Here is a 26,874-nt window from a genome sequence, read left to right on the forward strand (position 1 = left end):
TGAGAGTAGTATTGTGACTGGCAAAGACAGTATTTATGCCGCAGAGCAAGAAGTAAAAGACTTTACATTTGACGCTAATGTCGTTGAAGTGTTCCCAGATATGATCCAACGGTCTGTACCTGGATACGCCACAATGGTGAGCACTATGGGTAAATTGGCGGGTCAATTTGCACAGAGTAATTCTAATTTATATGACCTTGGGTGCGCATTAGGTGCCGTTACCTTGAGCATGCGACGTAATATTGACAAAGAAAACTGTCAGATTATCGCGGTTGATAACTCAGCCCCTATGGTCGAGCGCTGTAAGCTCCATCTTAAAGGTTTTAAATCAGAAGTGCCTGTCGATGTACTATTAGGCGACATCAACGATATAGAAATACAAAACGCCAGCGTTGTTGCAATGAACTTTACCTTGCAATTTATCCCTCAGGAGCAGAGGCAAGCTGTACTTGAAAAAATCTACGCAGGGTTAAAACCCGGTGGTGTTTTACTTCTATCCGAAAAGATCAAAGGCGAAAATGATGTAAAAGACAATCTCTTGATTGACTTACACCATGACTTTAAACGCCAAAATGGCTATTCGGAGCTAGAAATCAGTCAAAAAAGAACCGCCATTGAGAACATTATGCGTACGGATGCATTAAGCACTCACCTTGATCGACTCAATACCGTTGGATTTGGAAACACCCAAGTTTGGTATCAATGCTTTAACTTTTGCTCAATGGTAGCAATCAAATAACGAGAACATTATGAATACCTGGTTTAACGACTTTTATGCAGCTATCGCCAAAAATCAATTGTGTCATTGGTTAGATACTTTGCCTGCACAATTAACGCACTGGCAAAAAGAAGCACAGCACGGTGATTGGCCAAAGTGGGAAAAAGTCCTTAAGAATTTACCACAGTCACAAACAAACCATATTAATATCACTGACCGTGTTGAGTTTGGCCTCAGTGAGGAACTTTCAGAAGGCCATACGAAACAGCTGACACACCTGCTCAAACGCATGATGCCTTGGAGAAAAGGCCCTTTTCATATACACGGAATTCACATTGATACTGAGTGGCGTAGCGACTGGAAATGGGATCGCTTATTACCACATATTAGCGATTTGCACGGCAGAACGGTATTGGATATCGGGTGTGGCTCAGGTTATCACCTATGGCGTATGAAAGGCGCTGGGGCTGAATTTGTCGTTGGTATTGACCCATCAGACTTATTCTTGAGCCAATTTCAAGCAATCAAACACTTTAACCCAGATCCGAATGTACATTTGCTGCCACTTGGAGTGGAACAACTGCCCGAGCTAAAAGCATTCGATACCGTATTTTCTATGGGTGTACTTTACCACAGACGCTCACCTATCGACTTTTTAAGCCAATTACGTGCGCAATTACGTAAAGGCGGTGAACTGGTGCTAGAGACCTTAGTCATTGAAGGTGATGTCAATACTGTGTTGGTCCCGACAGACCGCTATGCAAAAATGCGAAATGTTTGGTATATACCGAGTTGCGACGCTTTAAAGCTTTGGCTTGAACGTGTTGGATTCAAAAACGTCAGGGTCGTTAACGAGGATACTACGTCATTAGATGAACAGCGAAGAACAGAGTGGATGGAAACCGAATCACTGGCAGACTTCTTAGATCCATTAGATCCAAGTAAGACCATTGAAGGATACCCCGCTCCACTGCGTGCAATTTTTATCGCAGAAGCTTAAACAATCCAAATGAAAAAAGCCGCTCGATTGAGCGGCTTTTTTATGACTTACCCAGCAGGATATATGTAGCTTGATTGCAAGCCTAATGGAATGCTAAGACCCCAATAAGCTAACAAGAAGATACTCCAACCAACTAGGAAAGCGATAGAGTACGGGATCATAAGAGCAATTAGCGTACCAATTCCCGTATTTTTAACATACTTCTGGCAGTAAACAACAACCAGTGGGAAATACGGCATCAATGGTGTAATGATATTTGAGCTAGAATCACCCACTCGGTATGCCGCCTGCGTCAAATCAGGAGACAGACCTAGTTGCATCAACATAGGAACAAAGATAGGACCCAACAATGCCCATTTTGCCGAGCTTGAACCGACAAATAGGTTTACAAACGCTGTTAAGAAAATAATACCAACAACCGTTACAGAGCTTGGAAGCGCAAGTGCTTTAAGTACTTCAGCACCTTCAATTGCAAGTAACGCACCCAAATTAGACTGACTAAATGCACTGATAAAGAGCGCACAGAAAAACGCCATAACAATGTAATACGCCATGCTACCCATGGATTTACTCATTGCATCAATCATATCTTTAGATGACTTAAATGTGCCGACAAGGAAGCCATATACAGCACCGGGGATCCAAAACAGCAAGAATATAAGCGGCACAATGGATTGCATTAATGGGGCACTAAATTCAGTTAACGCACCACTTGGGCTTCTAAGTGCTGAATCTTCGCCACTTGCCGCATAAATTAGCAGAGCAATACCTGAGAGCATAACGCCAGACGCTGCTAAAAACGCACGTTTTTCTTTTGCATTTACTTCGTCAAAAGAAGGCAAGCTATTTGTGTCACCATCAATTTCAGTATTTTTTAAACGAGGCTCGATGATTTTATCTGTAATGTACCAGCCTAGTAAGATGATGAATAAACTAGAAGCTGAAGTGAAAAACCAGTTATTTAATGGATTCACCGCAATATCTGGGTCAATGATTTGCGCCGCGCTTTGCGTGAAGCTCTGCAACAAAGGGTCTATTCCAGATGGAATAAAGTTTGCGCTAAATCCACCACTCACACCGGCAAATGCCGCTGCAATACCAGCTAGCGGATGACGGCCCATCGCGTAAAAAATAACACCGGCAAGAGGGATAACCAATACATACCCAGCATCAGTTGCCGTGTGGCTAACAATCGCAATCAAGATAATTGAAGGCGTTAGTAGCGCTTGTGGTGTACGTTTTAACATGAGCTTTAAGCCCGTATTGATGTAGCCAGAATGCTCAGCTACACCCACACCTAACATAGCAACCAATACAACACCTAAAGGCGCAAAACCTGTGAATGTTTTAACCATGTTGGCTAAAAAGTTAGCAAGTGAATCACCGCTTAGTAGATTGTGGATCACAATAGCCTCACCGGTACGAGGGTCTATTGCATCAAAAGTAGTACTTGAAAATATCCAAGAAAGGAACCATATCAGCAACATTGCCGACAAGAAAATAATAGCTGGATCGGGCAGTTTATTCCCTACACGTTCGATCCCGTTAAGAAAACGCGCAACTGCCCCACTCGGCGCTGCCGTTTCAGGTGATTGACTCATAATTATTCCCAAACAATAAAATTATCTAACCTTAACTTAACAAAGCAAATGAAAGCAATAAAACGTCCCTGAATTACCAACTGGTTGATTATTTAACAGGCAAAAAACACAAAATCTGCTAAGCTCGCTCAAAAATTAACAAGGTGGGACTATACTCAAATACAGTCAGTGTTAATATCTCAGTTAGATGTCATTCATCACAATGGAAGAACTATGATAGAAATAGACAATGTTGTTCTAAATGATGTAGAAAAAGGTTTTTCTCTTCCTCCAAAGCCTGAATTACTTTCAGATCTACACGATTTACTACAATCAGATGAACCAGAGTTAGGTCAAATAGCAGATCTCATTGCCACCGATGTTGCAACGTCAGCAGCGGTATTAAAAGTCATCAACTCTTCATCTTACGGCTTCTCGCGGACGATCACAGATATTCGGCAAGCGGTAATGTTCCTCGGTTTAAACAGCGTCACTCACCTAGTAACCGGCTTTTTGCTCAAGCAAGCTTTTGATCAATCCCAATGCTGCATTAGTTTGGAACGGTTTTGGGATACTGCGAACGAAATATCTGAAGTCGCAATGATAATTGGCCGAAAGATCCCGGTAAAAATACCGTTAGAAAGTTTGCATATGTTAGGGCTATTTCATGATGCGGGCATACCTGCAATGGCACTCAAATTCGATGATTATGCCAATGTTTTGTCCTGTGCAAACAGCAACTATGACATGTTATTAGTAGACCAAGAAGAGGCCATCTATAACACCAATCATGCAACCATAGGATACTTTTTGGCAAACAGCTGGAATTTACCAAAGCCAATTTGCAAACTCATCCTAAGACATCATGATATGGAGTATTTCAAAGAAAACCACGAACAAGAGCTCGCTTGCACCATGGCCACTTTAAAGATGGCAGAGCATTTAGTGCAGATTAATAAACGCTTTGTATCTGTTCCTGATTGGGCCCATATAAAAGCAGACGTACTACATGTTTTAGAGCTTGACGAAGACGCATATCAAGATATCAAAGATGATGTAGAAGAAATATTCAATTAGACCTTATCAGACCAATTGTGTTTTGCATCACAAGTGCTTATTCAGTCAAGTGACATGTGGTGCAACAATTACTCAACATTACAAAATAACGGCCCTTTCCAGTTAAATTTTAAATAAATGTAAATGAAATTACATTTAACGCTATGATTATGTGTGTAAAGCGATTAGAATAGTGAGTTCCAAATTTAACTACAAACTGGATGTTTTTTCAGCATTGTCAACATTGCTAAAGACTGAACAAGGGAAAAAGAGTGCAGTATACAGATCTAAAAATTGCAATAGTCGATGATAATAGCGACAACATCAGATTTTTAGAGGCTTTGTTGAATAAACAAGGTGTTTCTCATGTTCGTTCGTACCGCTCAGGCAGCGCTTTTGAAATTTCAGCGAAACAAAATACCTATGACATTGTCTTTTTAGACAACCGAGTCGACACAATAAAAAACCTATATGACCTTGTTAGTGAGTTGGTATATAACGAAACTTTACCACCAACCACACGACTCGTTTATATGGCCAAGCGGCAAAGTGCTTTTGACTATGCCTGTGAATACCCATTTCACAGTAATCAACACCTTGAAGTACCTTACACGCCACAAGATCTAGCGACCATATTGGAAGAGCATACCCTTCAGGTTCAAGAGTTCAAAAGTGCCTATCAATTTATACGCAATAAACAGTATAAAAATGCCCTACTTAAACTTAAAGAGCTGCGCAAGCAAGAGTATCCTAACTATTTAAAAAAGGCGCGCAATCAATTACTCGTTAACTTATTGCTTAAATTGGGCCATTATTCTCTGGCTAAAAAACTGCTATTGCCACTGACGGAGCGTAATATACAGTGGGCAAAGTGGTCGCTATTTCATGTTAATTATGAACTTAAAGATTTCGAAGCATGTAAATCTTTCTTGTCGGAACCTCAAACTAGGTTGGACTACCCAGTACGCGTATTTTATTGGCAAATTTACATCGCATTTCAAATGAACAACCGGGAGCTTGCAACAGCTCAGGTACTTGCATTTCCCATAGAGGATATGTCACCAAGTATGTTCCGGTTGAGTTTAATGGTTTTGCATGTTTGTAATGAGCGCGATGCAGTAGACAATTTGATAAAGCGCAAAGAGCGAACATACCAAGAAGATGCAGCGCTGACAGCACTGCTATCCGCCTTAACTATCAAGATTAGTCTATTAGAAACCCTTAATAAAAAAAGCACCTTAGACGCTAAAGTGTTCAAAGTAATACAGGGAGACTTAAAGTGCGCTCTTACTAGAAACGCTAGCAACATTCAAAAGTATTGCCCTGATGAGTTCAATCTATTGCTGATCATGATGATGCTATTGGAAAACAAAACCTCAGGTGCAAGTGCTAAGCTTTTACAACTAAGCCAAACTTTGATGGATGACCCCTGCGCCATTACTGTCATTGCTTATCTGTTTTATTTTGTCGACGATATGGAACGTGCCAAAGAGATGCTTTTCAACGCACATAGAGCGCTTGGTAAACAACATAGAAATAGTCATTATGTTCTGGCTGGTTTAATGCATCGGGAGATCTTCGCTCGAATTTATACGGTAGAATCCGAACAGCAGGATGCGTATATGCAATTTGCTTCTCGACTATTCGAGTCTGGTGAATACAGAGACACCATAAAAATGTGCAGTAAAGCACTCAGAAGCGGCATAAATAACCAAGCTTTGAATGATTTATTACTTCGCTCTAGCCGTGAAGCCGGTCTAAAAGAGCAAGATTATCTCCACTACCTTCAATTGAGCAAACCGCGAGAAACGATTGTTAGTTAGCTAACTATCTGCAAAGTATCGTAGATCCCCAGCCTTTTACGGATTTACAGCAATACCGATTGGTAATATTAAAATACCCCTGTAGTTACAAAAACATCACATATTTTATGCCACCAATCGTAAATTGCTTGCGCACAAAAAGCGCCAATGGATAGACTGTAGTCGAAAAAATAATGATAAAAGAGGGGATAATTTTGAAATCAACGCTTATTGGCACAGCCTTACTATTTACCACCACCAGTGTGTTTGCCGATACACTTATTCTCAATGCGGATGCCGCACTTGATGTCAAAACCGGTAAGTTGATTAGTCCAGCGACTATTGTCGTCGAAGATAACACCATTGCATCTATCTCTAAACGAACGCCTAGAAATGCCCCAAAAAACGCTACAATCATTGATTTAGATGGCCACACGCTCATACCTGGTTTATTTGACATGCATGTTCATCTAACTGGGGATGCACAGGTTCACGGCTATAAAAGATTGCGCCGAACAGTGCCTCGCTCTGCAATTACCGGAGTTAGAAATGCCAAACGTACCCTAGCAGCTGGTTTTACCTCAGTGCGCAACCTAGGCGCTGGTGGCTATGCTGATTTGGCGCTACGCGATGCGATTTATGACGGCGATGTACCCGGCCCTCGTATATTTGCGTCTGGGCCTGCGCTAGGTATCACTGGCGGTCACTGTGACAACAACCTGTTTACCCATGAGCATCAAGTCACTGCGGCAGGCGTCGCAGACGGACCATGGGCTGTTCGAAAAAAGGTCCGAGAAAATATTAAGTATGGCGTCGATGTCATTAAATTCTGTGCCACTGGCGGTGTTTTATCAAAAGGCACAAAAGTTGGTGCACAACAATACTCGCTCGAAGAAATGCAGGCGCTGGTTGCGGAAGTGCATTTAAGAGGCCTCACTGTTGCCGCCCATGCACATGGCACTGATGGTATAAAGTCTGCTATTCGAGCTGGTGTTGATTCAGTTGAGCATGTTAGCTTTTTAGATGATGAAGCCATCAAGCTCGCTCTTAAGCATAGAACCTACTTCTCAATGGATATTTACAACACTGAATATATCCTAGGCGAAGGAGAGAAAGCGGGAATATTGCCAGAAAGCCTCGATAAAGAACGTAAAGTCGGAGCGAAACAGCGCGCCAGTTTTTCAAAAGCGGTTGAGGCAGGCGTCAATATGGTATTTGGCTCAGACGGTGGTGTCTACCCTCACGGTGACAATGGCAAGCAGTTCAGTCGCATGGTTAAATTCGGTATGACCGAGCTACAAGCATTGCAGGCGGCAACGATAAACTCTGCAACTTTACTAAAACAACAAGAGAAACTCGGCTCACTCGAAGCAGGCAAACTCGCGGACATTATTGCCGTGCCAGGTAACCCGTTGGACAACATTACGGTAATGGAGCAAGTTACTTTCGTTGTCAAAGACGGTAAAGTTGAAGTTGATAAGCGCCCTATTGAGTAAACGCAGACTCAGGCTGTCAGATTTAACTCTAGGTTAAACCTGACGGCCCAGCGCGATTTTGAAGGCGCTCAAATCGACATAATACGTACATGTTTAAATTAAGGTGAGTCTGCCTGACAAATAAGTTAACTGTATAGAGGGCCTTCGTTACATTTACTTACGTGACCAGCGTAATTGATGTAAACAGGTAGCGCACGCAAATTTGATGCTTGGTACAAATTAATAGCAATCATGCTAAGGATGCTAGCAAACCCAATTTCCACAGCCAAGAAGCATGGTTATTTAAAATGTGTTTCTCTCAAGCCATCGGCAGGTTTTTTATTACGCTCTTGCCGTCGTATTTTTTCTTCAAATTGAGCTATAGGTATTAAGGTAAAGCCATCCTCTCTCGCCTCAATTGCGGCAATGCGGTCGCATCGAAATATTCTCATATCATTGCGAAGATGGTCCCAAGCCAGCACATACCAGACCGGATAACTTAGAAACAGATAGTGTGGCTCAATCACTCGAACCGTTTGATTGCCCTTTTCATCTGAGTACTTAATTTCAATATGTTGCTGCATCAAAAACGCTTGGTGCAACAATTCAACGGACGACTTTTCTGGCGCACTGAAGTGAGCAAGTACATTTTCAGATGCCGACTTACCAATGATTATTCGCGATTTTATACCGTTTACTTTGTGCTTCATCGAAGGAGAAAACGACGCCATCACCTTGTGACGTACACTGCTTAAGTGGGCCATAAAAAGAGGCGAGTTCATCTGCTCAGCAATGGCCAGACTTATCATCAAATCTACCGCTTCGGTATAATTAAGTTTGATGCGACCAACGCCCCAGCGCCTATCAAGCCGGATCCCTCCGCCGCGGCCTGCATCAGTTTCAATTGGCAAACCTCGCGTTTTTAATACTTCGATATCACGATTTAACGTACGAGTACTGACGCCCATTTCTTTGGCGATCTCTCCAATGGTGGTTGGCTCATCGGTTTTTAATCGGGCAGTGATCGCTTCAAGCCGATCTATTCTTGAAAGTGTTGAATTTCGCATAACTAAACAAATATGACATAAAGTGTCATATTTATCCATATTCTTCTCGCCAGTTAATCGTTACAACACATCTGGAAAAGTTATGACAAAAAGAAACATTGGCAGAACATTACTTGGGCTTCTTGCAGCATTTTTTATCCCTGCGGGCCTCATGTTTATGTTTGCCCCAAATACCATGCTTGCACATGTCTTTATTAGCCCTATAGAAACGGCAAGCGGCCTGTCCAGTGTCAGAGCATTATGGGGAGGTACTGCAACGGCAATATGGATAAGTGTGCTGGTTGGTGCTTTTACACTTCGCAAAGAGTACTGCCTTGTTGGCATTCTCTCACTATCGCTGGTGCTGCTTGGGAGGCTAGTAAGCTACATTGTGGATGGCAGCTTTTCAGAGCTTGCAGTTAACCTTATCCCCACTGTCGTTGCGCTCTCTTTACTTTTAGTGGGTACTAAACTTATCAGCAGCCAACACTCAGATTAATTCTTTACATAAAACTAATTAAAGGCTGAAAACCATGGTGAAGCTCAGCCTTTAATTCACTTCCATTACCTTTCAATCACTTAACCTTCATTAATGGCATTGCACTCGCCCATTTAAATTAAGCTTGAAAATTGCTCCGAACAAACCTTGCTAAAAGCTCGAACACTTTTAGATAACATATTTTTAAGGTGTTGTTATTGTTATGGGTAATTAAATGGCATGAGTGAACAACCGCTGTTATGCGACATGATTCGCGCTCTAGCTTTGCGACATTTGTAATAGATTAAAATGTTATGCTGACGGTCAAACTCATCAATAAGGGATACTATGAAACAGAACATTGTCCGCATCGCTTTGGTCGTGAAAGGCTATGATGAAGACATTAATTTTTACGTGAACAAACTCAAATTTGAGCTTATTGAAGATACCTGTCAACCTGAGCAAGACAAACGCTGGGTGGTTGTAGCTCCACCGAATTCTCATGGTGTTACATTGTTATTGGCCAAAGCCTCGAAGTCCGAACAACATGGTTTCATTGGTAATCAAACAGGCGACCGGGTATTTCTGTTTCTAAATACAGATGATTTCTGGCGAGACTTTGAGCGTATGAAATCGATAGGTATTAACTTCGTCCGCGAGCCTGCTGAACAAGACTATGAAACGGTAGCCGTGTTTGAAGACTTGTATGGAAATTTGTGGGACCTTCTTCAATTAAACCCAGACCATCCAATAGCAAAAAGATAGCATAAGCGTTCAATAGGACAACCAACGCTTGTGAGTTTTGGCTCACGGTTTAGCATTAGTATTTATGTCAAAATGAGTTGAGTATGCGGCAGCATTGTCTACACATTAACTAGGCGTTAGGTACACTATGCAGTGTTTTGAATTTGAAATATTTGCCGATTACTTTCAGTTTTACGTCCAAGATGATAATAAATCTGTTACTGTAATAATACAGGCTAATAAATCGGCTAAAAATATAGTGATTTTTGACACAATCTGAATAATAAAATCAATGGGCTATCAAGTGTCGAAGTAACCCTAACAAGCACATTAAGCAATGGGACACGTAAAGTTTGGCTCGGTTTCGTTTTGTTATATATTTAAGCCAAACATTACTTAGCCGCTTATACGGGGGTTATATACACTTATGAAATACCTAATTACTCTCTTGCTATTATTAGTTGCTCCACTTGCTACTGCATGTAAATGTATAGAATTCAATGTTGGCCAATACCTGTCAAATGCAGAAAAAGTGTACCTTGGTCGTATTATTAGTTCCCAGATGCTTGGGAGTAAAAGCCACATGTCTGCAACTTTGAAGGTAGCTGAAAAGTACCGTGGGGAAGTATTCGATCTAGAAGAAGTCGTTCAGAGAAACAGCAGTTGTTCGTTATATTTTACTTTAAACGAGGAATACCTAGTGTTTGAAGGGAAGAATGGCGAAGTTAATCAGTGCAGTATGCGAAATACCCGACATTTTCGTGATTTAGAAAATCAATTAAAGGCATTGCGAGCAATTGCGAAGTTGGGTATATAACAAGGTTGTAAACGCGGATAAATAGCAGTGGGTTTAAGGCGGCATTAGCCGCTATGAAAACTCATTGAATGTAGGTGGTCGCAAAAAGTCGCTAAAAATTTATGGATAACCATTAACCTTAAGAAAACTTGGAGTTTCGGTAATGACAAAGATCTTAGATAAATTTTTTATATTTCTCGTTTTGTTTGGTGCTGTTGGGTTTGGAACAATTGTTTTGGCAACTTACACTTTTCCAGATTCTATTAACTTCTTGAATATGCCTAAATCATTTTCTTTCGAACAGCTTTCATGGCCAACTATATGCCTTATTTATTTGTTGGCTGGTTTGATTAATGTTTGCCGAGTTCTTGAACCATCAACTGTTTTAAATAGGGCCTGTATATTGGCAAATTCATTGAGTTCTATTTATGCAATTTCGCTGTCTTCTTTGTCATTACCGGTAATTTTTATTCCCGCTTGGGTTAATACTTGGATACTAGTAATGATGACCATTTTTTCAATTCTTGCTAGTCTTAAACACACCCCGAGACAAGTAATGCAAGAAGCTTAAGCTTTTAAAATGCCAGCTTACAAGCTGATTAATAGGATAAACTTAACTGTTCCGCACTACGCATCAAAAAACAAACTCCGACAGGTGGTATAAATGAAAATTAGCATTGTCATTCCAGCCCACAATGAAGAGAAGTATATAGGTCGTTGCTTAACATCAATAAATGACCAGATAGCTCCAAATGACTTGCAAGTTGAAACGATAGTTGTTTTAAATCGGTGTACTGATAAGACAGAAGAGATTGCTAAACTCCACGGGGCTACCGTTGTTAGCAACGACTCAAAGAATTTGTCGGAAATCAGAAATACGGGTGTTGCTCATACAAAAACAGAGTGGGTAATAACTATTGATGCCGATAGCTGGATGTCCAAAGGAGTTTTGGCCGAAATATATAAGCACTCTAAACTTCCAAACTCTCTTGGTGGCGGTATAAAAATTGTCCCCGAAAGGTTGTCACCAGGAATAGCAGTTGGGTATGGAATGATGCTAGTTCCTGCTTTTTTTCTTGGACTATCTTTTGGAATGTATTGGTTCAAAAGGTCTGACTTCGATGCTATTGGAGGCTTCGACGAAAAGCTACATATCGCAGAGGACGTAGATTTTCTTAGAAGACTAAAATTACACGGGCGCAAGAGTGGAAGACGGCACACAACCATATCAGTAGAGTCGGTTACAACATCCTGTAGAAAATTTGATGAATTTGGGGACTGGCATTTTGTTCGTATATTCGGCAATCCACTAAAAGTGAAAAGAGCGATGCTCGGAGGGGAGCGAAAGTACCTTGATAAGTACTGGTACAATGTCAAACGTTAGTGATTGTGTAGGATGAATGCATAACAAAACCATCAAGCGCACGTATTTACGTATAGCTCAGGGTAACTGCTTCTATATCATAACCTAATCGCTTCGTTACCAAGTCTTATACTCAAAAGAACAGCACGCTCTGTGATTATATTTGCCTAGAACTTTAGTTTCCAATTTGAATGCTGAGCATTCAGGCCATTCCTCCAGAGGACAATAGTAGCCAGTCAAGCAAGTAATAACAGTATATAGAACTCGCTGGGACATCGGCTTTTACTATGTCTCAAGCCCATTTCGTAATGGGAACATCAAGAGCTTTCTTCGATGGGAACATTGGAAAGTCTCGAGTTCATTGCAATTTATCAAGCTCTGTTAGCTTACAATCACTTATTCTTCTTTAAAAACACCGCACTCGCCTCTTTTAGATGACATATTTTTAAGGTGTTGTTATTGTTATGGGTAATTAGATGGCATGAGTGGACAACCGCTGTTTTGCGACATGACTCACGCTGTAGCTTTGCGACATTTGTCGGAGATTAATGTGTTAGGAGGCGTGAATGTCAGAGCATTATTGTCCAAATTGTGAAGAAAAATCTTTTACTTGGTCTATTGACGAGGAGGTTTCATTAAATACAGTTTGGAATTGCTCACTTTGCGGCTTTCAAGCTGAAGAAAATGAATCACTAGAGAGTGTATGTGAATCTTGTGGAACTAAGAATAATATACATTTAAAGAGCTCGGCTCATAATTTTTGCTATTGCACCCATTGTAAAAAGCAAACAAAATCAGGTGAGTGGTAGCGCCACTTAACAAGCCATAAAAGCAGGAAAATTTACAGCTGGCAGTTTTCACTGCGTTCAACATTTTAGCCAGCTATAAATACCCTCTTAATGAGGCATTATGATTAAGGAATATATCTGTGATAAAAGTGCTAGTTTTTTTAGTTATATTGACTCTAGCAGGTTGTGGCACGCCACAACTTTATAATCCAAATAATATAGACAAGCATGAGTTAGCTACTCTTAAAACCGAAGCAGGCAAGGAGATATTCGTAACGGATAATTATGTTGTATGGATTTTATATATCTATGATGTTAATCACTCCGAAATCACGAATAGAAGTTCATTAAGTGCAAAAATAAATGAAATTTCACTACCAAAAGGTGTATACCGAATAGCAGCAGAGTGTGTAAAACGTAGATATATTGCTACACCTTCAGCTGTTTTTGCAATAGAAGCTTCGAAAACTTATGAAGTGTTTTGCGATATGATACAAGATGAAAATTCCTCAGGAATGGCCGTAGACTCTAAAGTTCAATTAAAAATAAAAGAAGTTAAGTAGCCTAACAAACACTTTAGTCAATAAACGTAAAACAGCGGGCTTGTACTCCTTCGCCGCTAAGTTTAACCTTGCATTATGCGGCGTTATACATCTAAGGGAACCTGGATGAAAATAAATGAATTTGTGGAAGTATCATTCAAAAAAGGTGCGACCTTCATTTTTAAAGTTGACTCGAATGAAATAGTGTATAAATGTAGCCCTTTTTCAGGTAAAGAACTTGTCTCTGTTAATGGAAACCTGGTTTCTGAAAGCCAGAGCTACAAATTGAAATCTAGCCATCGCTTTGTAGTGGACGGTGTTAAGTATGAGGTTAATTTCGAGAGTAAAGACCTGATTAATGGTGACAATGAATGCTCTTTGGTTAAAGAAGGCCAACTTATCAAACTTTATAAGCTAAAATATATAAAACCGCCTAAAAAGCCAATTTATTACTGGATCCCTCCATTAGTCTTGGGTGCTCTAGCAGGAGTGGGTATTACTCAAGGAATCCTTCCTATTTGGTTATGCATTGTATTTTCCGTGTTAGCTTTTGTTATAGTTTTCATTTTTGAACTCATATCAAATATGGAAAATTGGGAATGTGAAGTTGTCGATGTATAACAAAACCTTAAGCTACAAAGAGCGAAACATAGCTGGCTTTCACTCCTTCTCCGCTTACTTTAGTCTACTCTCTTTTTCCATTTATTAAGGCGTTAAACCTCTCAGATATATCCAAATCGTTTCTTAGTGTTAAATTCCAATACAATAAAGCTATTGACATAAGGTGCATTGTTTTATCTCATACGCTGAAGGATTAGATACAAGTTTTTTTACATAATTAAATAAAAGTAAAGGGAAGAAAATTATGAATTCAGTAGTTACCTTAATTAGCTTACATATAATATTAATGACATTTAGTGTTCAAACTCATGCTAAATGTAAAGATATAGAGAGCGGAGTTTTGGTGAATAGCACGTGTACAGTGGTTGAAACATATAAAAGTACAAAGCTGACTGCATCACCTACACTAGCAATAGTACTTCATGGTGACTCCCCATTCTGGAATCCGAGTGTTCAGTACAGAGTGGCTCAGTATTTAGCAGAGAAACAAGAAAATGTAATTTCTATTGGTATGTTAAGGCCAGGCTATACGGATGACTTTAATAAAAAGTCCGATGGTGAAAGAGGTGAAACCGTAGGAGATAATTACGATGATCAGCGTGTTAGTCAAGTAGGAAAGTCGATTAGAGCTTTAAAAAAACACTATAGTGCAAAAAAAGTTGTGGTAATTGGTCATTCTGGTGGCGCAGCTATTACAGCTAAGCTTAGTGGGGATTTTCCTGATTTAGTAAATCATGCTGTTGTTATTTCTTGCCCTTGCAACATCAATGCTTGGCGAAAAGATATGCTTAAACGGAATAAATATGAACTATTTAGCGGTGATTTAAACATTTCTTCCCCCGTAGAACTAGCTAAGAAAGTGTCAATAAATACTAAAGTTGATCTCATTGTTGGTAAAGATGATGACATTACCAAGCCTTATCTTACGAAAGAATACTATGAAGCACTTCAAAAGCATGGCAAAAATGTGTCACTGCACGTTATTAAAGGTGATCACAATATTTTTCAAAATGAGCAAGTGATCTCAACGATGCTAGCGGCTATAAAGTAGCTTTGTGATGTTACAAAAAGTGCATGTAGCTAAAATTAATTTTAGTAGATGATTAAAAGTATACGTACAGATATAAACTTAAATCTATTGCCGAGGCATTATATTTCTTGGAACACTAGTTAGTACGTTACGAATAGAATGAAAATTTAAAGTATTAACTCTGAAGTTCTGGGGGAAGGATATTTTACCGTAATCCTTTAGGTTATTTGTCGCCACCATTTGAATGAATTGATTCAATTTAACGCTCACTCTCCCTTGAATTCAGCATTGAAACTATAGACTGGGCTAATCACCCAGTCAATATTGAAAAAGCCATATAAGGTCAAACCCTTGGCAATTTATAAAAGTGCCAGCTCTGGATTTATACATAACCGCGCACTTTTGAGTAATTCACTTATAGTGGGTGTATACGATGACTGATTGTATTGGTATTCCATGTTTCTGGCGTGCCCCAGCCATACCCAAAGCAATTATCTCTATACCCCGACTTGCTAAATACAGTACCTGATGAATACTCTCTTTTAACCGCATATTTCTTAGTTGAATATTGGTCAACTACAGGGTATATACGGGTATTTCTACATGTAGGGTCTAGGGTTTTATCATGGTTGAAATGGTTTCCGAGTACTTCCATCCCCTTACCCATAACTCTTATGCCATTCACATAATAATCCGTACATTGATTATTTAAGAACTTAATATTCTTGTTATTGACACTTGATTGGTAAAAGCAAGCTCCGCCCATCGGTGAGTACGCTGTTTCAACCCCAGAATTTCTGAGGCGGAAGGTATTATTAGACAATGTGAGATTATTTACATTTAGCATAGCTAGTACGCCGACCTTTCGGGTCGCACTAAAATACGTGTTGTTAATTAAACCTTTATTGATATTGCTAATCGTGATCCCGGACCCTTGTGGTCTGACTCCGTCGCTTTCTTTACGCCCAGCTAACCCAGATTCAATTAAACTGCCGATAACAATAGATACTTCATTGAAACCATTTAGGTTGATTAAATCCACACCAGCATTACGCAGAGATACACGATACAAATTAAACTTACCCTCTTTAGCCTCTGCCCCTGCATTTATTAGATTACCTTGATTACCTGAGGCACCAACAATCTCAACGTTCTCAATAGAGACGTTTTTCATCCCTCTAAAATCCCAGCCACGACTTGAAGCATTTATTCTGACTTGATGCATACCATCTCCAGTAATTTTAAAACCTTCATAAATCACTTGCCCACTGAAATTCCAACGATAGAACCCAATATCGTTATATACCCCTTTTGTGAAGTGTACCGTGCCATTTGGTCCAGCCTGATTAACCGCTCTGATAAAGGCTGCCTGACATTGGTTATTGACATCGGTAGCGACACTACATGAAGGATCCATATTAACTGTCGCAGCCAAGGCTGGTTTAATTAGCATTAAGCTCAAAGAGCCAAGTATTAATGGTTTATACATAAAATCATTCCTTTTTTATTGTTGCAATAACCAATGTAAAACAAAACATCGAGACTGCAAAGCTAAAATCGGTCAATTAACAACCATAAAGCACTAATTATTATAATGACCTCTGATGTAAGAAAATGAGAGAAAATAAGAGAGGGAGAAGTGAGATAGACACAAAGGGTTATATACTGTTATTACTCGCTTGCAGGCTACCATTATCCTCTATTGGTTCGCCCTGTATGCTCAGCACGCAAATAGACGACGAAGCGATTATGTTATAACAGGGAAACAGATGCACTGCGCTATACGCGAATATGTGCACTTGATAAATCGGCTTGGGAGCCCTCTATTATGAGGAGATCCCTTAACTCCCCGCTAGTAGGCAATAAAATCAGCTGGTTATACTTTAGAGAGTCGAGCTATCAACCAACTGGTTTATGCCCTTTTCTTCAACGGCTTGTTATATGCCGCTTAACCATGAAGTATATTCGATATTATCAAAAGCTGAATTTGGTTCGTATTCTTCTCCCCTATACACCCAACTTGAACCGCTCCAATTTCCATCTTTATACCAGCTAACAATCTGAATTTTATTAGTGATTAAATTATCAATGAATTGCAGCACATCTCGCCACTCTTCTTCTATATTTTCAAACCCTAGTCCATCCCAATGGCAATGATATTTTCCAAAACCGATAATAACTTCTTCTTCATCGGTATCAATAGTAAGTTCCAGTTCGGGATAATCAGGACTAGCAATCTCTAACTCAAAATATCCATTCACTTCTCGAGCTAAACCTTGCCAATTAGGATAAGTTGATTCAAGTAAGTGTAAGAAGTTTCGGCTAAATTTATTCATCATGGGCACTGAACGCCTCCCTAAGCGGTGAGTAATTTTCTAAGTATTGAATATTCCTGCTTAATAAGCTTGTGAACACTTTTTCTTGTTGGCTTACCTCTTGCCATTCTTTCCGACTTTATTGGTTCACTGTAAAGATACTCTAACTTTTTGTCACATCCATGGTGCCTAAAATACTCCATTGTATTAATCTTCGGAATTGGAAGAAGTGTACTTTCTGATTTACTGTATACCGCACCTTTTACTGGGTATAAAGACAACAGATTCCTCAACTTTTTATCGAAAGAAATAAACATAGGTATAAAATAACGACCCTCTCCAATACCATTCATAGCTACAATTAATTTTTCCATAAATCTAGGAGAAGCCATATCCCAAGCTATATTATCCAACTGTTTTAAAAGCCTAATAGTTCCTCTTCCTTTTTGAATTTTATGAAAGATTTCAACATTTTTTCTGTCTAGAAAGTACTTATGAGCTACTATAGATTCCCTGTCAAAATATGCTCCAACCACCTCATGAATATAGTCAAAATACTCAATCATTTTGTTCTTAGCATTTCTGTTAGAAGACAACTGTATTCGAACCATACCTATCAGCTGAAGTAAGATAAGCCTTTGGATAATTAAAAACTCAACTAAGTGTTCTTTACCAGCTTTTGACATATAAAAGTCATAACTGAAGTCTATTGCTCTTTTAGCGGCTTCCCGGTAAGAAAAAACGGGTTTAGGATTACAGTTTTTTTTATATTCTTTACAATCAATGCTACTAAACAATTGTAAGCTTATTAGGTTATTCCGAAAATCCTTGTTCAAGGACTTCCAGAAACTCATCTTTGACATACCTCCACTTTCGACTAAGTGAAGTAAATCTTTTACATTCTCAACCATGTAAAATAATGAATCGAAATTTAAATCATCATTCAGAATTTCATCTACAAGCGTAATTATTTTAGGCTGTAATTTTCCTAATGGTTCGCCTCTAACCAGTCTGTTAATATAACTAGCAATATTGGTATCGAACATAAGAGTGTAGTCTATACCAAATTTGATTTCTTTCGAATCAAACATGTCAGACAGTAGTTCATCTTCAAGAAAATATATATGGTGCGTTTCGAAATAGGGCACCAAGTATTCGATAGGTGATTTTGTATATTTCTTAATACTTAATGGTAGCGCACTCCTTTTATATGATTCCAAACACACAAACCCGACCAAATCAGAGTGACGACCTTGTAGCGAAGTCCACGCTAATACTGCATCACTAGGACTTTCAGCTATCGACAATCTGGATAAACATTCTTGTACACTACTTTGTCTTAAATCTTCCATATTTCTAAAACCAACCCCGATACCGGTGCTTCTCTTAAGCCCTAACGCCTTAATAACTGTAACCAACGGAATGTACGTGCGTCCAGCACCGAAGGCGCGAAGTTAATTGACTTGTTAGGCACGTCAGCTAATTGTGCCTATCCAAACACCTGCTAGTAAAGATAAAGTACTAAATGCCCATTTTTGGGTTTCATCATTGTATTTCTGCGACAAAACCACGAACAAAGCTACCAAACCAAAAACTATCGAAAACCCAAGTTTGATCCATAATTTTGTCTCTTCAGCTATCTTGACGAGCTATACAAGACATATTTTTATATTACCAACCACTTAGATATGCCTGTCCGTAAGAGTCCTTCGTTATAGTACCCACCCCATATTTGAAAAACGTTAGCACCTCGGGGACCTCGTAATTTGCGCCCCCTACACTACTCACTACTTCAATTTAACGAGTGTTTTATTCCGCTTAGGTTCAGTCAGAAATAACAGCTGGGAATAATCATGGTTTGCATTGATCAACATTTTCTGTTCTTTATTGCCAAGCGGGAATTCTCTAGTATCGCCGGACAATAGGTTGTGCTCCAAGAGCGTATATTCATTTTCTTTTTCTACTGTCACAAACAATGTATTTTCTTTTGCTGTCACCCCAATTATGCCTTTATTTTGAGACTCCCAAACAGTCTCTACTTGGTTGCGCTCAGATAACTTAAAAACGCCTGACTCATTTGAAAAATACACGGTATCTTTGTCATCAAGACTCATCGAGTAGCATGAAAGGCGCGCACCAGACGCTTGATATGCACTAAGCTCGCCGGTATCTAGTTCAAACTTTGCAACATGAAAACCGTTACCATTTTGAGCACGATAAGAAACCAGTAACGCATCTTCATTCCTGAATGCCTCTCGAAGATAGAATGAGTGATAGGTGTGAGGAGTTTCGCTTACAACACCAGAGCTAATATCAATACGAAAAATCGCATTTTTGCTGGCAGTGAACACCTCTTTGCCATCTTTAGACCATGCAATTCCAAATAACTCATGATTGCTCGGGTTATCAAACAATAATCGAGCCTGACCACTCTCATATATAAATAATTGTTTTAGCCCAAAACGATGAGATTCGAACACAAATTTAGATGAATCTGGTGAAAATACAGGTAAGTAGTCGACAGAAGATGAATCGATGATGGGCACTAGCTCATTGGGGTTGTCTCGCGTGCTGTTGAGTATATCCACGTCTACATTTACCAGCTCCATGTATATTTCACTACCATCAGCAGAATAAACAGCATCTCGAACTATTTTGTAGTTTTTAAACTCAATAGGTTTTGTATCCCCAGCCAAATTTACTGATAGTAGTTTGTCGCGATTACTCAACAAAATGCTTTTGCCATCTGGATGCCAACTTAGCCCACTCAACCCGTTCTCAATTGTTACTAGCGTCTGAATGTCATTTTTTACCAGATCAAGCAAATCGATTCTGTACATATTCTGCCCAGCTTCAAACCCAAGAGCCACATGTGTTCGATTAGGTGATAGCGCCTGCATCAGCAGCCAATCTTGTCCTACAGACTGATTTAGGATTTCTTTTTCTCCACTGATCAAATTAACTGTAACAAGTTGCGTATCACTATTTTCTCTGCGCTTCTCAGTAAAGTAAACGACATGATCGTTGGCCCAATCCAGCTTGTGACTTGAGATCATAAAATCTGATGTCGTATAAATTGTTTTATGTTCAGGGTTTACGGTTGAGTCTAGGTTGATAATAACCAAAGAGGACGTTTTTTCATCTCGTTTAGCAAATACGAGACCTTTACTGTCTGGTCGCCAACCCAAACTAGTGTAGTCTGCTGGTGACTTGGTCAAACGCTTTTCAATACCTGTCTGTAGCTGCTTAACCCAAATATGTTTACCACCTTCTTGCTCGCGCAAAAAGGCAATATGCTCTGCATTTGGTGCAACAACAAATGAAAACTCATTATGTTCACCTGTGCTGATCGGTAATAAAGTCAAAAATTCGGTTTTGTTGGTTGGTTGCTTCTGCATAAAGAGATAAATTGAGGCCAAAAGCAAAGCCACAATTACGGCGCTTCCTATGATAAGCAGCTGCTTTTTGGACTCGACTTTAGGCAGCTCTAAACTGTACCCTCGTTTAGAGTGTGTAATGATTAACGATGGGTTTTTCGCATCATCCCCAAATGCCTTTCTGAGAATTGCAATGCATCTTTGTACTGAGCTTGGGTTAAATATTGCCTGTGGCCAGACCGCGTAAAATATGTCCTCTTGACTTACAACGTTGCCTTGGTGTGTATGTAAGTACACAAGTACATCCATCACTTTTGGCTCGATGGTTTGAACCGAGTCAAACTCCCTGATCTGGCAGCGCTTTACATCAACATGAAAACTCCCTATCTCAAACTTCGACACATACAACTCCAAAATAAGCTTATTATTCATATATTAAGCTTTTCTTAAGACAAACTCTAGGGATATTACATTGCTACTGACTCTAGGAACTTAGCAAGCTGTCGAGTAACTTTAACGATATTCACAATAAACTATGATACCAGCCCTTTTTACTTCGATTATAGTACTCAGCGCATTTTTGCTGTTTCAAATTCAACCAATTTTATCTAAAGAACAACTGCCTCTATTCGGAGGGGGAGCTTCTGTGTGGTCCGCAAGTTTATTTTTTTATCAGTCTTTTTTACTTTGTGGTTATCTTTATGCGCACTACATGAGCCGAATAAAGGTAAAAACACAAATATGGCTGCATCTAATTTTAATGGCCATAGCCACTGCTCTGACATTTTCTCAAGTGGATAAAAGCACATTGACAATGCTACCTCCAACCTGGTCAGTTCTGATTAATTTACTGACACAAGTTGGACCTATTTTCATTATATTGAGTGCAACATCTATTCTAATGCAGCATTGGTATAGTGCAATTTTCCACAAATCGGTGCCTTACCATTGGTACGGATGGTCAAACTTAGGCTCCCTTGTCGCCTTACTCTCTTTTCCGTTTATTTTTGAAGTCTATTTAGACCTGACCATGCAAAAGCAAATATGGATAACCGCCCTAGCCTCACTTGTTATTATGGTGTTCATGCTCTCAGTCCTTTTATTCAAGCATAAATCTCAAATGCCAGATCGAAAAACCTCGACCAATTCAACAAACTTCAATGATAAACGGATCCTATGCATTGTGCTGGCGGCGTGCAGTTCAATGAGCTTGATCTCCACAACACAAATGATCAACGTCAACATCCCGCCAATGCCCCTTACATGGATTATTCCGTTAGTCATATATCTACTTACTTTCATCGCCGCCTTTTGGTTACCAGCACCAAAACAGAGCTTTTATACTTTAGCCGCACTCATATTCGCCGTTTTTGCAGGCGTAATGATGTATTTTCTTGGTGGACAATTTAGTGCAATTGAACAACTCAGTATGTACTGTTTGATACAGCTTATTTGCTGCTTTGTTTGTCACCGAACACTCAAATCAATTGCGCCAGCTAGCCAGTCAATGACCTCTTTTTACCTTTGCATTGCCGTTGGCAGCGTTATAGGCAGTCTCTTATGTTCAATTATTGCCCCCATAATCTTTAATCAATTACTTGAATACCCTATTACATTATTTTTGGTGATCTTCATTCACTTGCCCAGCCTTAAAAAAGCAACAACTACAAAATCACTTCAATTTATATACGCCCTAACTCTCGCTGTAACCGTCTGTGGTTTTAAACTATTAAACCAAGCATATACGAAGTTAGACATCGCTAGCGAAAGAAACTTCTATGGCTATATTTCGGTTAAGGACGTCCCCCTAAACACGGCTATAGAACGACGTTTGATTGACGGGACAACAATTCATGGCACAGAAGTACTCGAAGGACATCCAAATAATCAAAACAGCTACTATCACGCGCAAACTGGAGTCGCCAAAACACTTAATGCTCTGCAATCGAATGGTCCACTGAACATAGGCATAATTGGTTTAGGGGCTGGTACATTATCAAAATATGCAAAGCATCAAGACAAACTGACTTTTTATGAGCTTAACCCTGCGGTACATCATATGGCCCAGCGGTACTTTAGTTATTTACGAAGCAGCCGAGCAGATTTGGAAGTGAAAATAGGAGATGGACGCCAGCTTATCGCTGATGAAGTAGCTAAGCTCTTCCCTGCTCAAGATGCCATTATCATTGACGCCTTTTCCAGTGACGTCATCCCAACTCATTTATTGACTGAAGAAGCAATGACCATTTATTGGCAACGAATGAAACGCAACGGTGTTTTGCTCATGCATATTTCCAATAACCATATCGATTTGATGCCAATTTTACTCAGTCATAGTCAGCAATTTGATAAAACGCTTTTGCTATTTGAACACTTAAATAACAACCCAGCTCAGTTAAGCTCCAAGTGGGCAGTATTAACTAGTAACGAGCGTATCATTGCCTTGCTATCAAATCGTGCCACTACCGTGGGCACCGAGGATCATAACATGCTCACTTGGACCGATGAAAAGCATAGTTTATTGCCATTAATTATGTTGTAGGCTGGTGTAGTCTGTTTTAGGTAGCTTAACCTTAGCCGGAAAAGTTTTGGACTAAGGTTATTGCAGCCTAGACCCTAGCGCTCCCTTTAATATCCAACATACTCAGACAATAATAAATCACCATCAGCTTACATCTTTGATGTAACTAATTTTACCATTGCAAAACTCGAAAAAAGATTGCCCTTTTACCGATAGTTCGTCGCCAGCTTTAAGCCCATTTGGCAGATCTACATCGAGTACGCCTAAATAGTCGATGCTGATTTTCGCTTGAGTCTCATCAATATATAGATCCGTTATCGTCTGATTACGCGCGCTAAATAGCTTGGCTGACTCCTTTGCAAGGTTTTCAAATTCCACCTTGCCTTCTGCCCTCACGTTTACTTCGCCATTTGATTCATTCTCAAACACAATGCTGTCATCAAACAATGTCAGCATTTGTTCAATATTAAATGCATTATAACTATTGATATATTGGTCGATGAGTGCCGCTTTATCATTATACAACATGCGCATATCCCTATACTTTCACTTTGCAATTCGGTCAAATAACAAACTACAGACAAATGGATAAAAAGCAAAGTGTTCGCGTTAAAAAGAAAGGTATTTTATCTGGATAAATAGCGGCTTTATTTATCGGCATGCAAAAGAGCGTCAGTCCAAAGCTTCGTGCAATTATCTATAAAAAATCATTGAGGTTGGGAGTGAAAACGGTCAACAAAAGCAGCCTGAAATTCTTTCAACGCTTTAACCTTAATACGAGGAGAGCATGCGTATGATGAGCTTCCTCCTCAATACAGGGTTCGCTCACCTGAGCGAAAACCGCACCCTATTTGCTGAGGTGCGGTGATCTCCTTCCTAAGGAGTTAGTACTTAAAGCGAGCAGGTACTGTGGCAGCAGCGTTGTTTCTTCCACCGCATACAATTCCTGTGTCATCCAGCGCACATACGTAGCCATAATCAAAGTCTATATCGATTGGGTTGACCAATTCTTGCATCTCATAAGGCCCAATCTGCGCAGGGCGAGTTGACCAACCAGACATACCTCGTTCATCGTAAGAGTTAACCCCTGGATAGCCAAACCTTAGCTCAGTGTGAGGTAAAAGCTCAGGTGCGTTAATATCTGCCGCAGGTGCTTGGCCCCAGCATTTCACACCTTCATCCCCTTTCGCACACGCATAGCTTAAACCAACAACAAGGTGAGTTGGGTTCGTGAAAGTCGGTACGTCAGATACCAAGGGCAAGCTTTTTGCTCCCCAGCAGTCAATACCGTCATCATGGCGAATACAGGCAGCTGAACGACCAACTTCTATATCACTTGGATTTCTTAGCTCTGAGTATCTAGGCGGTGCAGTATTTACCGCACCTGGATTCCATTTTCCTGAACTCCAGCAGACAATCTCGCCACTGTCTATCGCGCAATAATTTTCTGAAGTATGGGCTACAAATATTTTTTGCGGATCGGTGAATGTCACAGCTGTTGGCAGTGACTTCCAGTAGGAATCAACCCTATATCTTGAATGCCTGTTGGTCCAACATTTGACTTCTTGGCCAACAATCGCACAACCAGATTTATGATTGATTGCGATATCCTTGATATCAAATAACGGCTCCGGCGTTGGCATATATTGAGTACCGTCGGTTAATTTCCAACATAAAGTACCAGTCATATCTGTACCACACGCGATGCTGTGACTAACATCCACATCGATGATGCGGCTTTTCTTTTCAAACGTCACACTGTCACTCAGAATTTGACTATTGTCCTGATTGTACACGCTGTAATGATAGCTATAACTACCACGAGGGAAGCTGGCAGGCACATTTAGAAGCATGTTGGCATCTGCATAACTCTCACCTGGTGCTAGGTATAACTCAGTTGGAATAGCATCTACGTAGGTTTTTCCGTCTGGAAATACAACATGGCTATATACTTTGACCGATGCGTCAGCTGCACCGTTGTTTGTCACTGTTTTTTGAACCTCAAGTACACCGCCTTCCTTTCTTATTGAGGGGTTTTCTGACTGAGTTGTTAGTTGAATATTAAGTTGGGCATTGACTGAAAAAGCTGCAACTGCAAGCCCTGAGAAGAGAATTGGGAACTTCATTGTTTACTCCAAATAAATAAAGAAAATGCTGGAAAGGTATACATGTCCTCTGTAGTACCTAAATTCCAGACTTCATCACTTTATACAATATTTTATTCAAAGCAAAGGGTTAGAAAATAAAAAAGTGGCTAAAGGGCATATATTCCCTTTAACCACTCGGTTTACTGAGGGGGAGACGTTACTGAAAATACTCGTCCAATGCAGCTTTAAGGTGTCTCTGCATTGCATCACGGTGGTACTTTCTAACACCATAACTTTGTTCAAGGTGAATAAATCGTTTTGAAGATGCATCTGCGCTTTTGTGACAGCTATCAACCGAATCGTTGCTATGACGACCTTGGACATTCCATGTGCCACCTAAGCTTTTGGTATCATTCCCGTAAACACACGCTTTAATAACGCCTTCACTTTCTACACTGCGGCGAATTGAATGCAAAATACTATGCTCTTGTGGGTTTGTAGAGTAACGAACTGTTTCGCTTAAATTCAGCATTAAATCATTATCAGTACCGCACTGCGCCTGAAGCTTAGCGCGAGTCGTTTTTCCAAACCCATGGTATTGGATAAATATGGTGCTCAAATCAAAATCACTCATATATTCGTGCACTACTTGGAACAATGACTCTGTTTGATGTGCTACATCACTGGCCGAGTAGTTTGTACCAGTACATTCGCTCACATCATGGCTGCTATCTCGCCGTGTGCCTGCCAGCATAAGTAACTTAGTTTGTGTATATAAAAACGCATCTATGGCTTGTGTACCAGTAAATGAGTCTCTTTTTGGGTGTGGCGCTTGCAAAACGGCATTTGTGCCTTGTGTGTTAAGTACATACGTACCACCACCGATAAACTTGTCGCTGGGTAGCTGATACTTTTCTTGAAGCAAATAGTATGTTTTATCGGTATCGACATCGTTAAACTGGATCACTTGGTAATCTAACCCAGCGGCCAACTCACTGGCTAGCGGCCAGTTTTGCTGATGAAAGGCAGCAAACAATAGCCCAAACCCCTCTTGAAATTCATGGCTTGGCTGAACCCACTTATTATCCGCTTTTGTACCATAATTGTAAGACTTGAGATGCTTGTCTAATTCACCTGACATAATCACCAAGGCTTTGCTTGGAAAGCTCAAAACAGTCAACAATAATAATAGTAACGTAAAAAGTACGTATATGGCCAAAGGCCGAGAGCCATTGGCTAAGCGAGATGTATGGGTTTCAAATAGTTGCATATAACACTCCAGTGGTGTGTAACAAGCTGTATAAAGCAAACATCCCTGGACAACCAGTACCAAAGTACCAAAATTCAGCTAGTGACCATGTCAAAAGTTGCAATTATTATTACCAATATCTAAACAAAAGCTCTAGCTAAACTGTGAAAAATGAGCTTTTGGTATTACATCAAAAAAGGCACAAACAGTGAGCAAAAGGCGGAAAAATTTAACTCATTCAAGATCTTAAAGCACTGATACGACCACTAGTACTTTTTACATAAAC

At 39.9% G+C, this 26,874-nt stretch carries 23 protein-coding genes; 14 read left to right on the top strand and 9 right to left on the bottom strand.

The features are described from left to right. The first annotated feature begins 13 nt into the window (after positions 1-13). A complete protein-coding gene (gene cmoA / locus N483_RS12050) occupies positions 14-739 on the top strand; it encodes a carboxy-S-adenosyl-L-methionine synthase CmoA (protein WP_036977273.1) in 726 nt (241 codons plus the stop codon). A 10-nt stretch (positions 740-749) separates the two neighbouring features. Next, on the top strand, positions 750-1,718 hold the full coding sequence (gene cmoB / locus N483_RS12055) for a tRNA 5-methoxyuridine(34)/uridine 5-oxyacetic acid(34) synthase CmoB (protein ID WP_023401595.1): 969 nt from the start codon (positions 750-752) through the stop codon (positions 1,716-1,718). A gap of 47 nt (positions 1,719-1,765) precedes the next feature. On the opposite strand, the gene N483_RS12060 is transcribed toward cmoB, so the two are convergent. Next, a complete protein-coding gene (locus N483_RS12060; RefSeq protein ID WP_023401594.1) occupies positions 1,766-3,319 on the bottom strand; it encodes an AbgT family transporter in 1,554 nt (517 codons plus the stop codon). A 213-nt stretch (positions 3,320-3,532) separates the two neighbouring features. Here N483_RS12060 and N483_RS12065 point away from each other — a divergent pair, with 213 nt between their 5' ends. The 3 genes from N483_RS12065 to N483_RS12075 all read left to right on the top strand — a co-directional run bounded on the left by N483_RS12065 (position 3,533) and on the right by N483_RS12075 (position 7,652). Next, positions 3,533-4,375, top strand: coding sequence for an HDOD domain-containing protein (locus N483_RS12065; protein WP_023401593.1), 843 nt, complete (start codon positions 3,533-3,535; stop codon positions 4,373-4,375). 251 nt (positions 4,376-4,626) lie between these two features. Next, on the top strand, positions 4,627-6,177 hold the full coding sequence (locus tag N483_RS12070) for a response regulator (protein ID WP_023401592.1): 1,551 nt from the start codon (positions 4,627-4,629) through the stop codon (positions 6,175-6,177). A 173-nt stretch (positions 6,178-6,350) separates the two neighbouring features. Next, positions 6,351-7,652 (top strand): metal-dependent hydrolase family protein, encoded by a 1,302-nt coding sequence (locus tag N483_RS12075; RefSeq protein ID WP_052027441.1) that lies wholly within the window; start codon positions 6,351-6,353, stop codon positions 7,650-7,652. A 278-nt stretch (positions 7,653-7,930) separates the two neighbouring features. On the opposite strand, the gene N483_RS12080 is transcribed toward N483_RS12075, so the two are convergent. Further along, a complete protein-coding gene (locus tag N483_RS12080) occupies positions 7,931-8,737 on the bottom strand; it encodes a helix-turn-helix transcriptional regulator (protein ID WP_023401590.1) in 807 nt (268 codons plus the stop codon). Positions 8,738-8,780: 43 nt separating this feature from the next. Between N483_RS12080 and N483_RS12085 the strand changes: the two genes are divergently transcribed. From N483_RS12085 to N483_RS12125, 8 genes are all read left to right on the top strand, one after another. Next, the gene (locus tag N483_RS12085) at positions 8,781-9,176 is read left to right on the top strand and encodes a DUF4345 family protein (protein WP_023401589.1); all 396 of its coding nucleotides are present in this window, start codon (positions 8,781-8,783) and stop codon (positions 9,174-9,176) included. 327 nt (positions 9,177-9,503) lie between these two features. Beyond that, positions 9,504-9,920: a VOC family protein gene (locus tag N483_RS12090; RefSeq protein WP_023401588.1), complete on the top strand. Its 417-nt coding sequence runs from the start codon at positions 9,504-9,506 to the stop codon at positions 9,918-9,920. A 562-nt stretch (positions 9,921-10,482) separates the two neighbouring features. After that, positions 10,483-10,716, top strand: a complete 234-nt coding sequence (locus tag N483_RS26990) for a hypothetical protein (protein WP_023401586.1) — start codon at positions 10,483-10,485, stop codon at positions 10,714-10,716. Positions 10,717-10,858: 142 nt separating this feature from the next. Continuing rightward, positions 10,859-11,266 carry a hypothetical protein gene (locus N483_RS12100; RefSeq protein ID WP_023401585.1) on the top strand — a complete coding sequence of 136 codons (408 nt, stop codon included), beginning with the start codon at positions 10,859-10,861 and terminating at the stop codon, positions 11,264-11,266. A gap of 93 nt (positions 11,267-11,359) precedes the next feature. Then, entirely contained in the window at positions 11,360-12,079 is a 720-nt protein-coding gene (locus N483_RS12105) for a glycosyltransferase (RefSeq protein WP_023401584.1), read from the top strand. A gap of 907 nt (positions 12,080-12,986) precedes the next feature. Further along, entirely contained in the window at positions 12,987-13,409 is a 423-nt protein-coding gene (locus N483_RS12115; protein WP_023401582.1) for a hypothetical protein, read from the top strand. 105 nt (positions 13,410-13,514) lie between these two features. Further along, complete coding sequence (locus tag N483_RS12120) at positions 13,515-14,009, top strand: hypothetical protein (RefSeq protein WP_023401581.1); 495 nt, start codon at positions 13,515-13,517, stop codon at positions 14,007-14,009. 244 nt (positions 14,010-14,253) lie between these two features. Beyond that, a complete protein-coding gene (locus N483_RS12125) occupies positions 14,254-15,060 on the top strand; it encodes an alpha/beta hydrolase family protein (RefSeq protein ID WP_023401580.1) in 807 nt (268 codons plus the stop codon). 394 nt (positions 15,061-15,454) lie between these two features. Here the strand turns inward: N483_RS12125 and N483_RS12130 are convergent, their stop codons facing one another. The 4 genes from N483_RS12130 to N483_RS12145 all read right to left on the bottom strand — a co-directional run bounded on the left by N483_RS12130 (position 15,455) and on the right by N483_RS12145 (position 21,163). Beyond that, the gene (locus N483_RS12130; RefSeq protein WP_023401579.1) at positions 15,455-16,528 is read right to left on the bottom strand and encodes a hypothetical protein; all 1,074 of its coding nucleotides are present in this window, start codon (positions 16,526-16,528) and stop codon (positions 15,455-15,457) included. Between the two features lie 448 nt (positions 16,529-16,976). Then, positions 16,977-17,378, bottom strand: a complete 402-nt coding sequence (locus N483_RS12135; RefSeq protein WP_023401578.1) for a hypothetical protein — start codon at positions 17,376-17,378, stop codon at positions 16,977-16,979. 17 nt (positions 17,379-17,395) lie between these two features. Continuing rightward, a complete protein-coding gene (locus tag N483_RS12140) occupies positions 17,396-18,706 on the bottom strand; it encodes a hypothetical protein (RefSeq protein WP_023401577.1) in 1,311 nt (436 codons plus the stop codon). Between the two features lie 435 nt (positions 18,707-19,141). Further along, positions 19,142-21,163 carry a winged helix-turn-helix domain-containing protein gene (locus N483_RS12145; protein ID WP_052027440.1) on the bottom strand — a complete coding sequence of 674 codons (2,022 nt, stop codon included), beginning with the start codon at positions 21,161-21,163 and terminating at the stop codon, positions 19,142-19,144. Between the two features lie 280 nt (positions 21,164-21,443). On the opposite strand from N483_RS12145, the gene N483_RS12150 reads away from it, so the two are divergent. Beyond that, positions 21,444-23,273 carry a spermidine synthase gene (locus N483_RS12150; RefSeq protein WP_231105451.1) on the top strand — a complete coding sequence of 610 codons (1,830 nt, stop codon included), beginning with the start codon at positions 21,444-21,446 and terminating at the stop codon, positions 23,271-23,273. 123 nt (positions 23,274-23,396) lie between these two features. On the opposite strand, the gene N483_RS12155 is transcribed toward N483_RS12150, so the two are convergent. From N483_RS12155 to N483_RS12165, 3 genes are all read right to left on the bottom strand, one after another. Next, positions 23,397-23,780, bottom strand: coding sequence for a nuclear transport factor 2 family protein (locus N483_RS12155; protein WP_023401574.1), 384 nt, complete (start codon positions 23,778-23,780; stop codon positions 23,397-23,399). Between the two features lie 356 nt (positions 23,781-24,136). Next, a complete protein-coding gene (locus N483_RS12160) occupies positions 24,137-25,378 on the bottom strand; it encodes a hypothetical protein (protein WP_023401573.1) in 1,242 nt (413 codons plus the stop codon). A gap of 178 nt (positions 25,379-25,556) precedes the next feature. Further along, positions 25,557-26,609, bottom strand: a complete 1,053-nt coding sequence (locus N483_RS12165; RefSeq protein ID WP_023401572.1) for a hypothetical protein — start codon at positions 26,607-26,609, stop codon at positions 25,557-25,559. Positions 26,610-26,874: the final 265 nt, after the last annotated feature.

The sequence above is a fragment of the Pseudoalteromonas luteoviolacea NCIMB 1944 genome (assembly GCF_001625565.1).
GTDB lineage: Bacteria > Pseudomonadota > Gammaproteobacteria > Enterobacterales > Alteromonadaceae > Pseudoalteromonas > Pseudoalteromonas luteoviolacea_F.

Excerpts from the sequence above, each read along its gene's own strand:
- cmoB (WP_023401595.1), top strand. The coding sequence starts at position 750 with ATGAATACCTGGTTTAACGACTTTTATGCAGCTATCGCCAAAAATCAA.
- N483_RS12060 (WP_023401594.1), bottom strand. The coding sequence starts at position 3,319 with ATGAGTCAATCACCTGAAACGGCAGCGCCGAGTGGGGCAGTTGCGCGT.
- N483_RS12065 (WP_023401593.1), top strand. The coding sequence starts at position 3,533 with ATGATAGAAATAGACAATGTTGTTCTAAATGATGTAGAAAAAGGTTTT.
- N483_RS12075 (WP_052027441.1), top strand. The coding sequence starts at position 6,351 with ATGATAAAAGAGGGGATAATTTTGAAATCAACGCTTATTGGCACAGCC.
- N483_RS12080 (WP_023401590.1), bottom strand. The coding sequence starts at position 8,737 with ATGGATAAATATGACACTTTATGTCATATTTGTTTAGTTATGCGAAAT.
- N483_RS12085 (WP_023401589.1), top strand. The coding sequence starts at position 8,781 with ATGACAAAAAGAAACATTGGCAGAACATTACTTGGGCTTCTTGCAGCA.
- N483_RS12090 (WP_023401588.1), top strand. The coding sequence starts at position 9,504 with ATGAAACAGAACATTGTCCGCATCGCTTTGGTCGTGAAAGGCTATGAT.
- N483_RS26990 (WP_023401586.1), top strand. The coding sequence starts at position 10,483 with ATGTCTGCAACTTTGAAGGTAGCTGAAAAGTACCGTGGGGAAGTATTC.
- N483_RS12100 (WP_023401585.1), top strand. The coding sequence starts at position 10,859 with ATGACAAAGATCTTAGATAAATTTTTTATATTTCTCGTTTTGTTTGGT.
- N483_RS12105 (WP_023401584.1), top strand. The coding sequence starts at position 11,360 with ATGAAAATTAGCATTGTCATTCCAGCCCACAATGAAGAGAAGTATATA.
- N483_RS12120 (WP_023401581.1), top strand. The coding sequence starts at position 13,515 with ATGAAAATAAATGAATTTGTGGAAGTATCATTCAAAAAAGGTGCGACC.
- N483_RS12125 (WP_023401580.1), top strand. The coding sequence starts at position 14,254 with ATGAATTCAGTAGTTACCTTAATTAGCTTACATATAATATTAATGACA.
- N483_RS12130 (WP_023401579.1), bottom strand. The coding sequence starts at position 16,528 with ATGTATAAACCATTAATACTTGGCTCTTTGAGCTTAATGCTAATTAAA.
- N483_RS12135 (WP_023401578.1), bottom strand. The coding sequence starts at position 17,378 with ATGATGAATAAATTTAGCCGAAACTTCTTACACTTACTTGAATCAACT.
- N483_RS12140 (WP_023401577.1), bottom strand. The coding sequence starts at position 18,706 with ATGGAAGATTTAAGACAAAGTAGTGTACAAGAATGTTTATCCAGATTG.
- N483_RS12145 (WP_052027440.1), bottom strand. The coding sequence starts at position 21,163 with ATGAATAATAAGCTTATTTTGGAGTTGTATGTGTCGAAGTTTGAGATA.
- N483_RS12150 (WP_231105451.1), top strand. The coding sequence starts at position 21,444 with ATGAGCCGAATAAAGGTAAAAACACAAATATGGCTGCATCTAATTTTA.
- N483_RS12155 (WP_023401574.1), bottom strand. The coding sequence starts at position 23,780 with ATGTTGTATAATGATAAAGCGGCACTCATCGACCAATATATCAATAGT.
- N483_RS12160 (WP_023401573.1), bottom strand. The coding sequence starts at position 25,378 with ATGAAGTTCCCAATTCTCTTCTCAGGGCTTGCAGTTGCAGCTTTTTCA.
- N483_RS12165 (WP_023401572.1), bottom strand. The coding sequence starts at position 26,609 with ATGCAACTATTTGAAACCCATACATCTCGCTTAGCCAATGGCTCTCGG.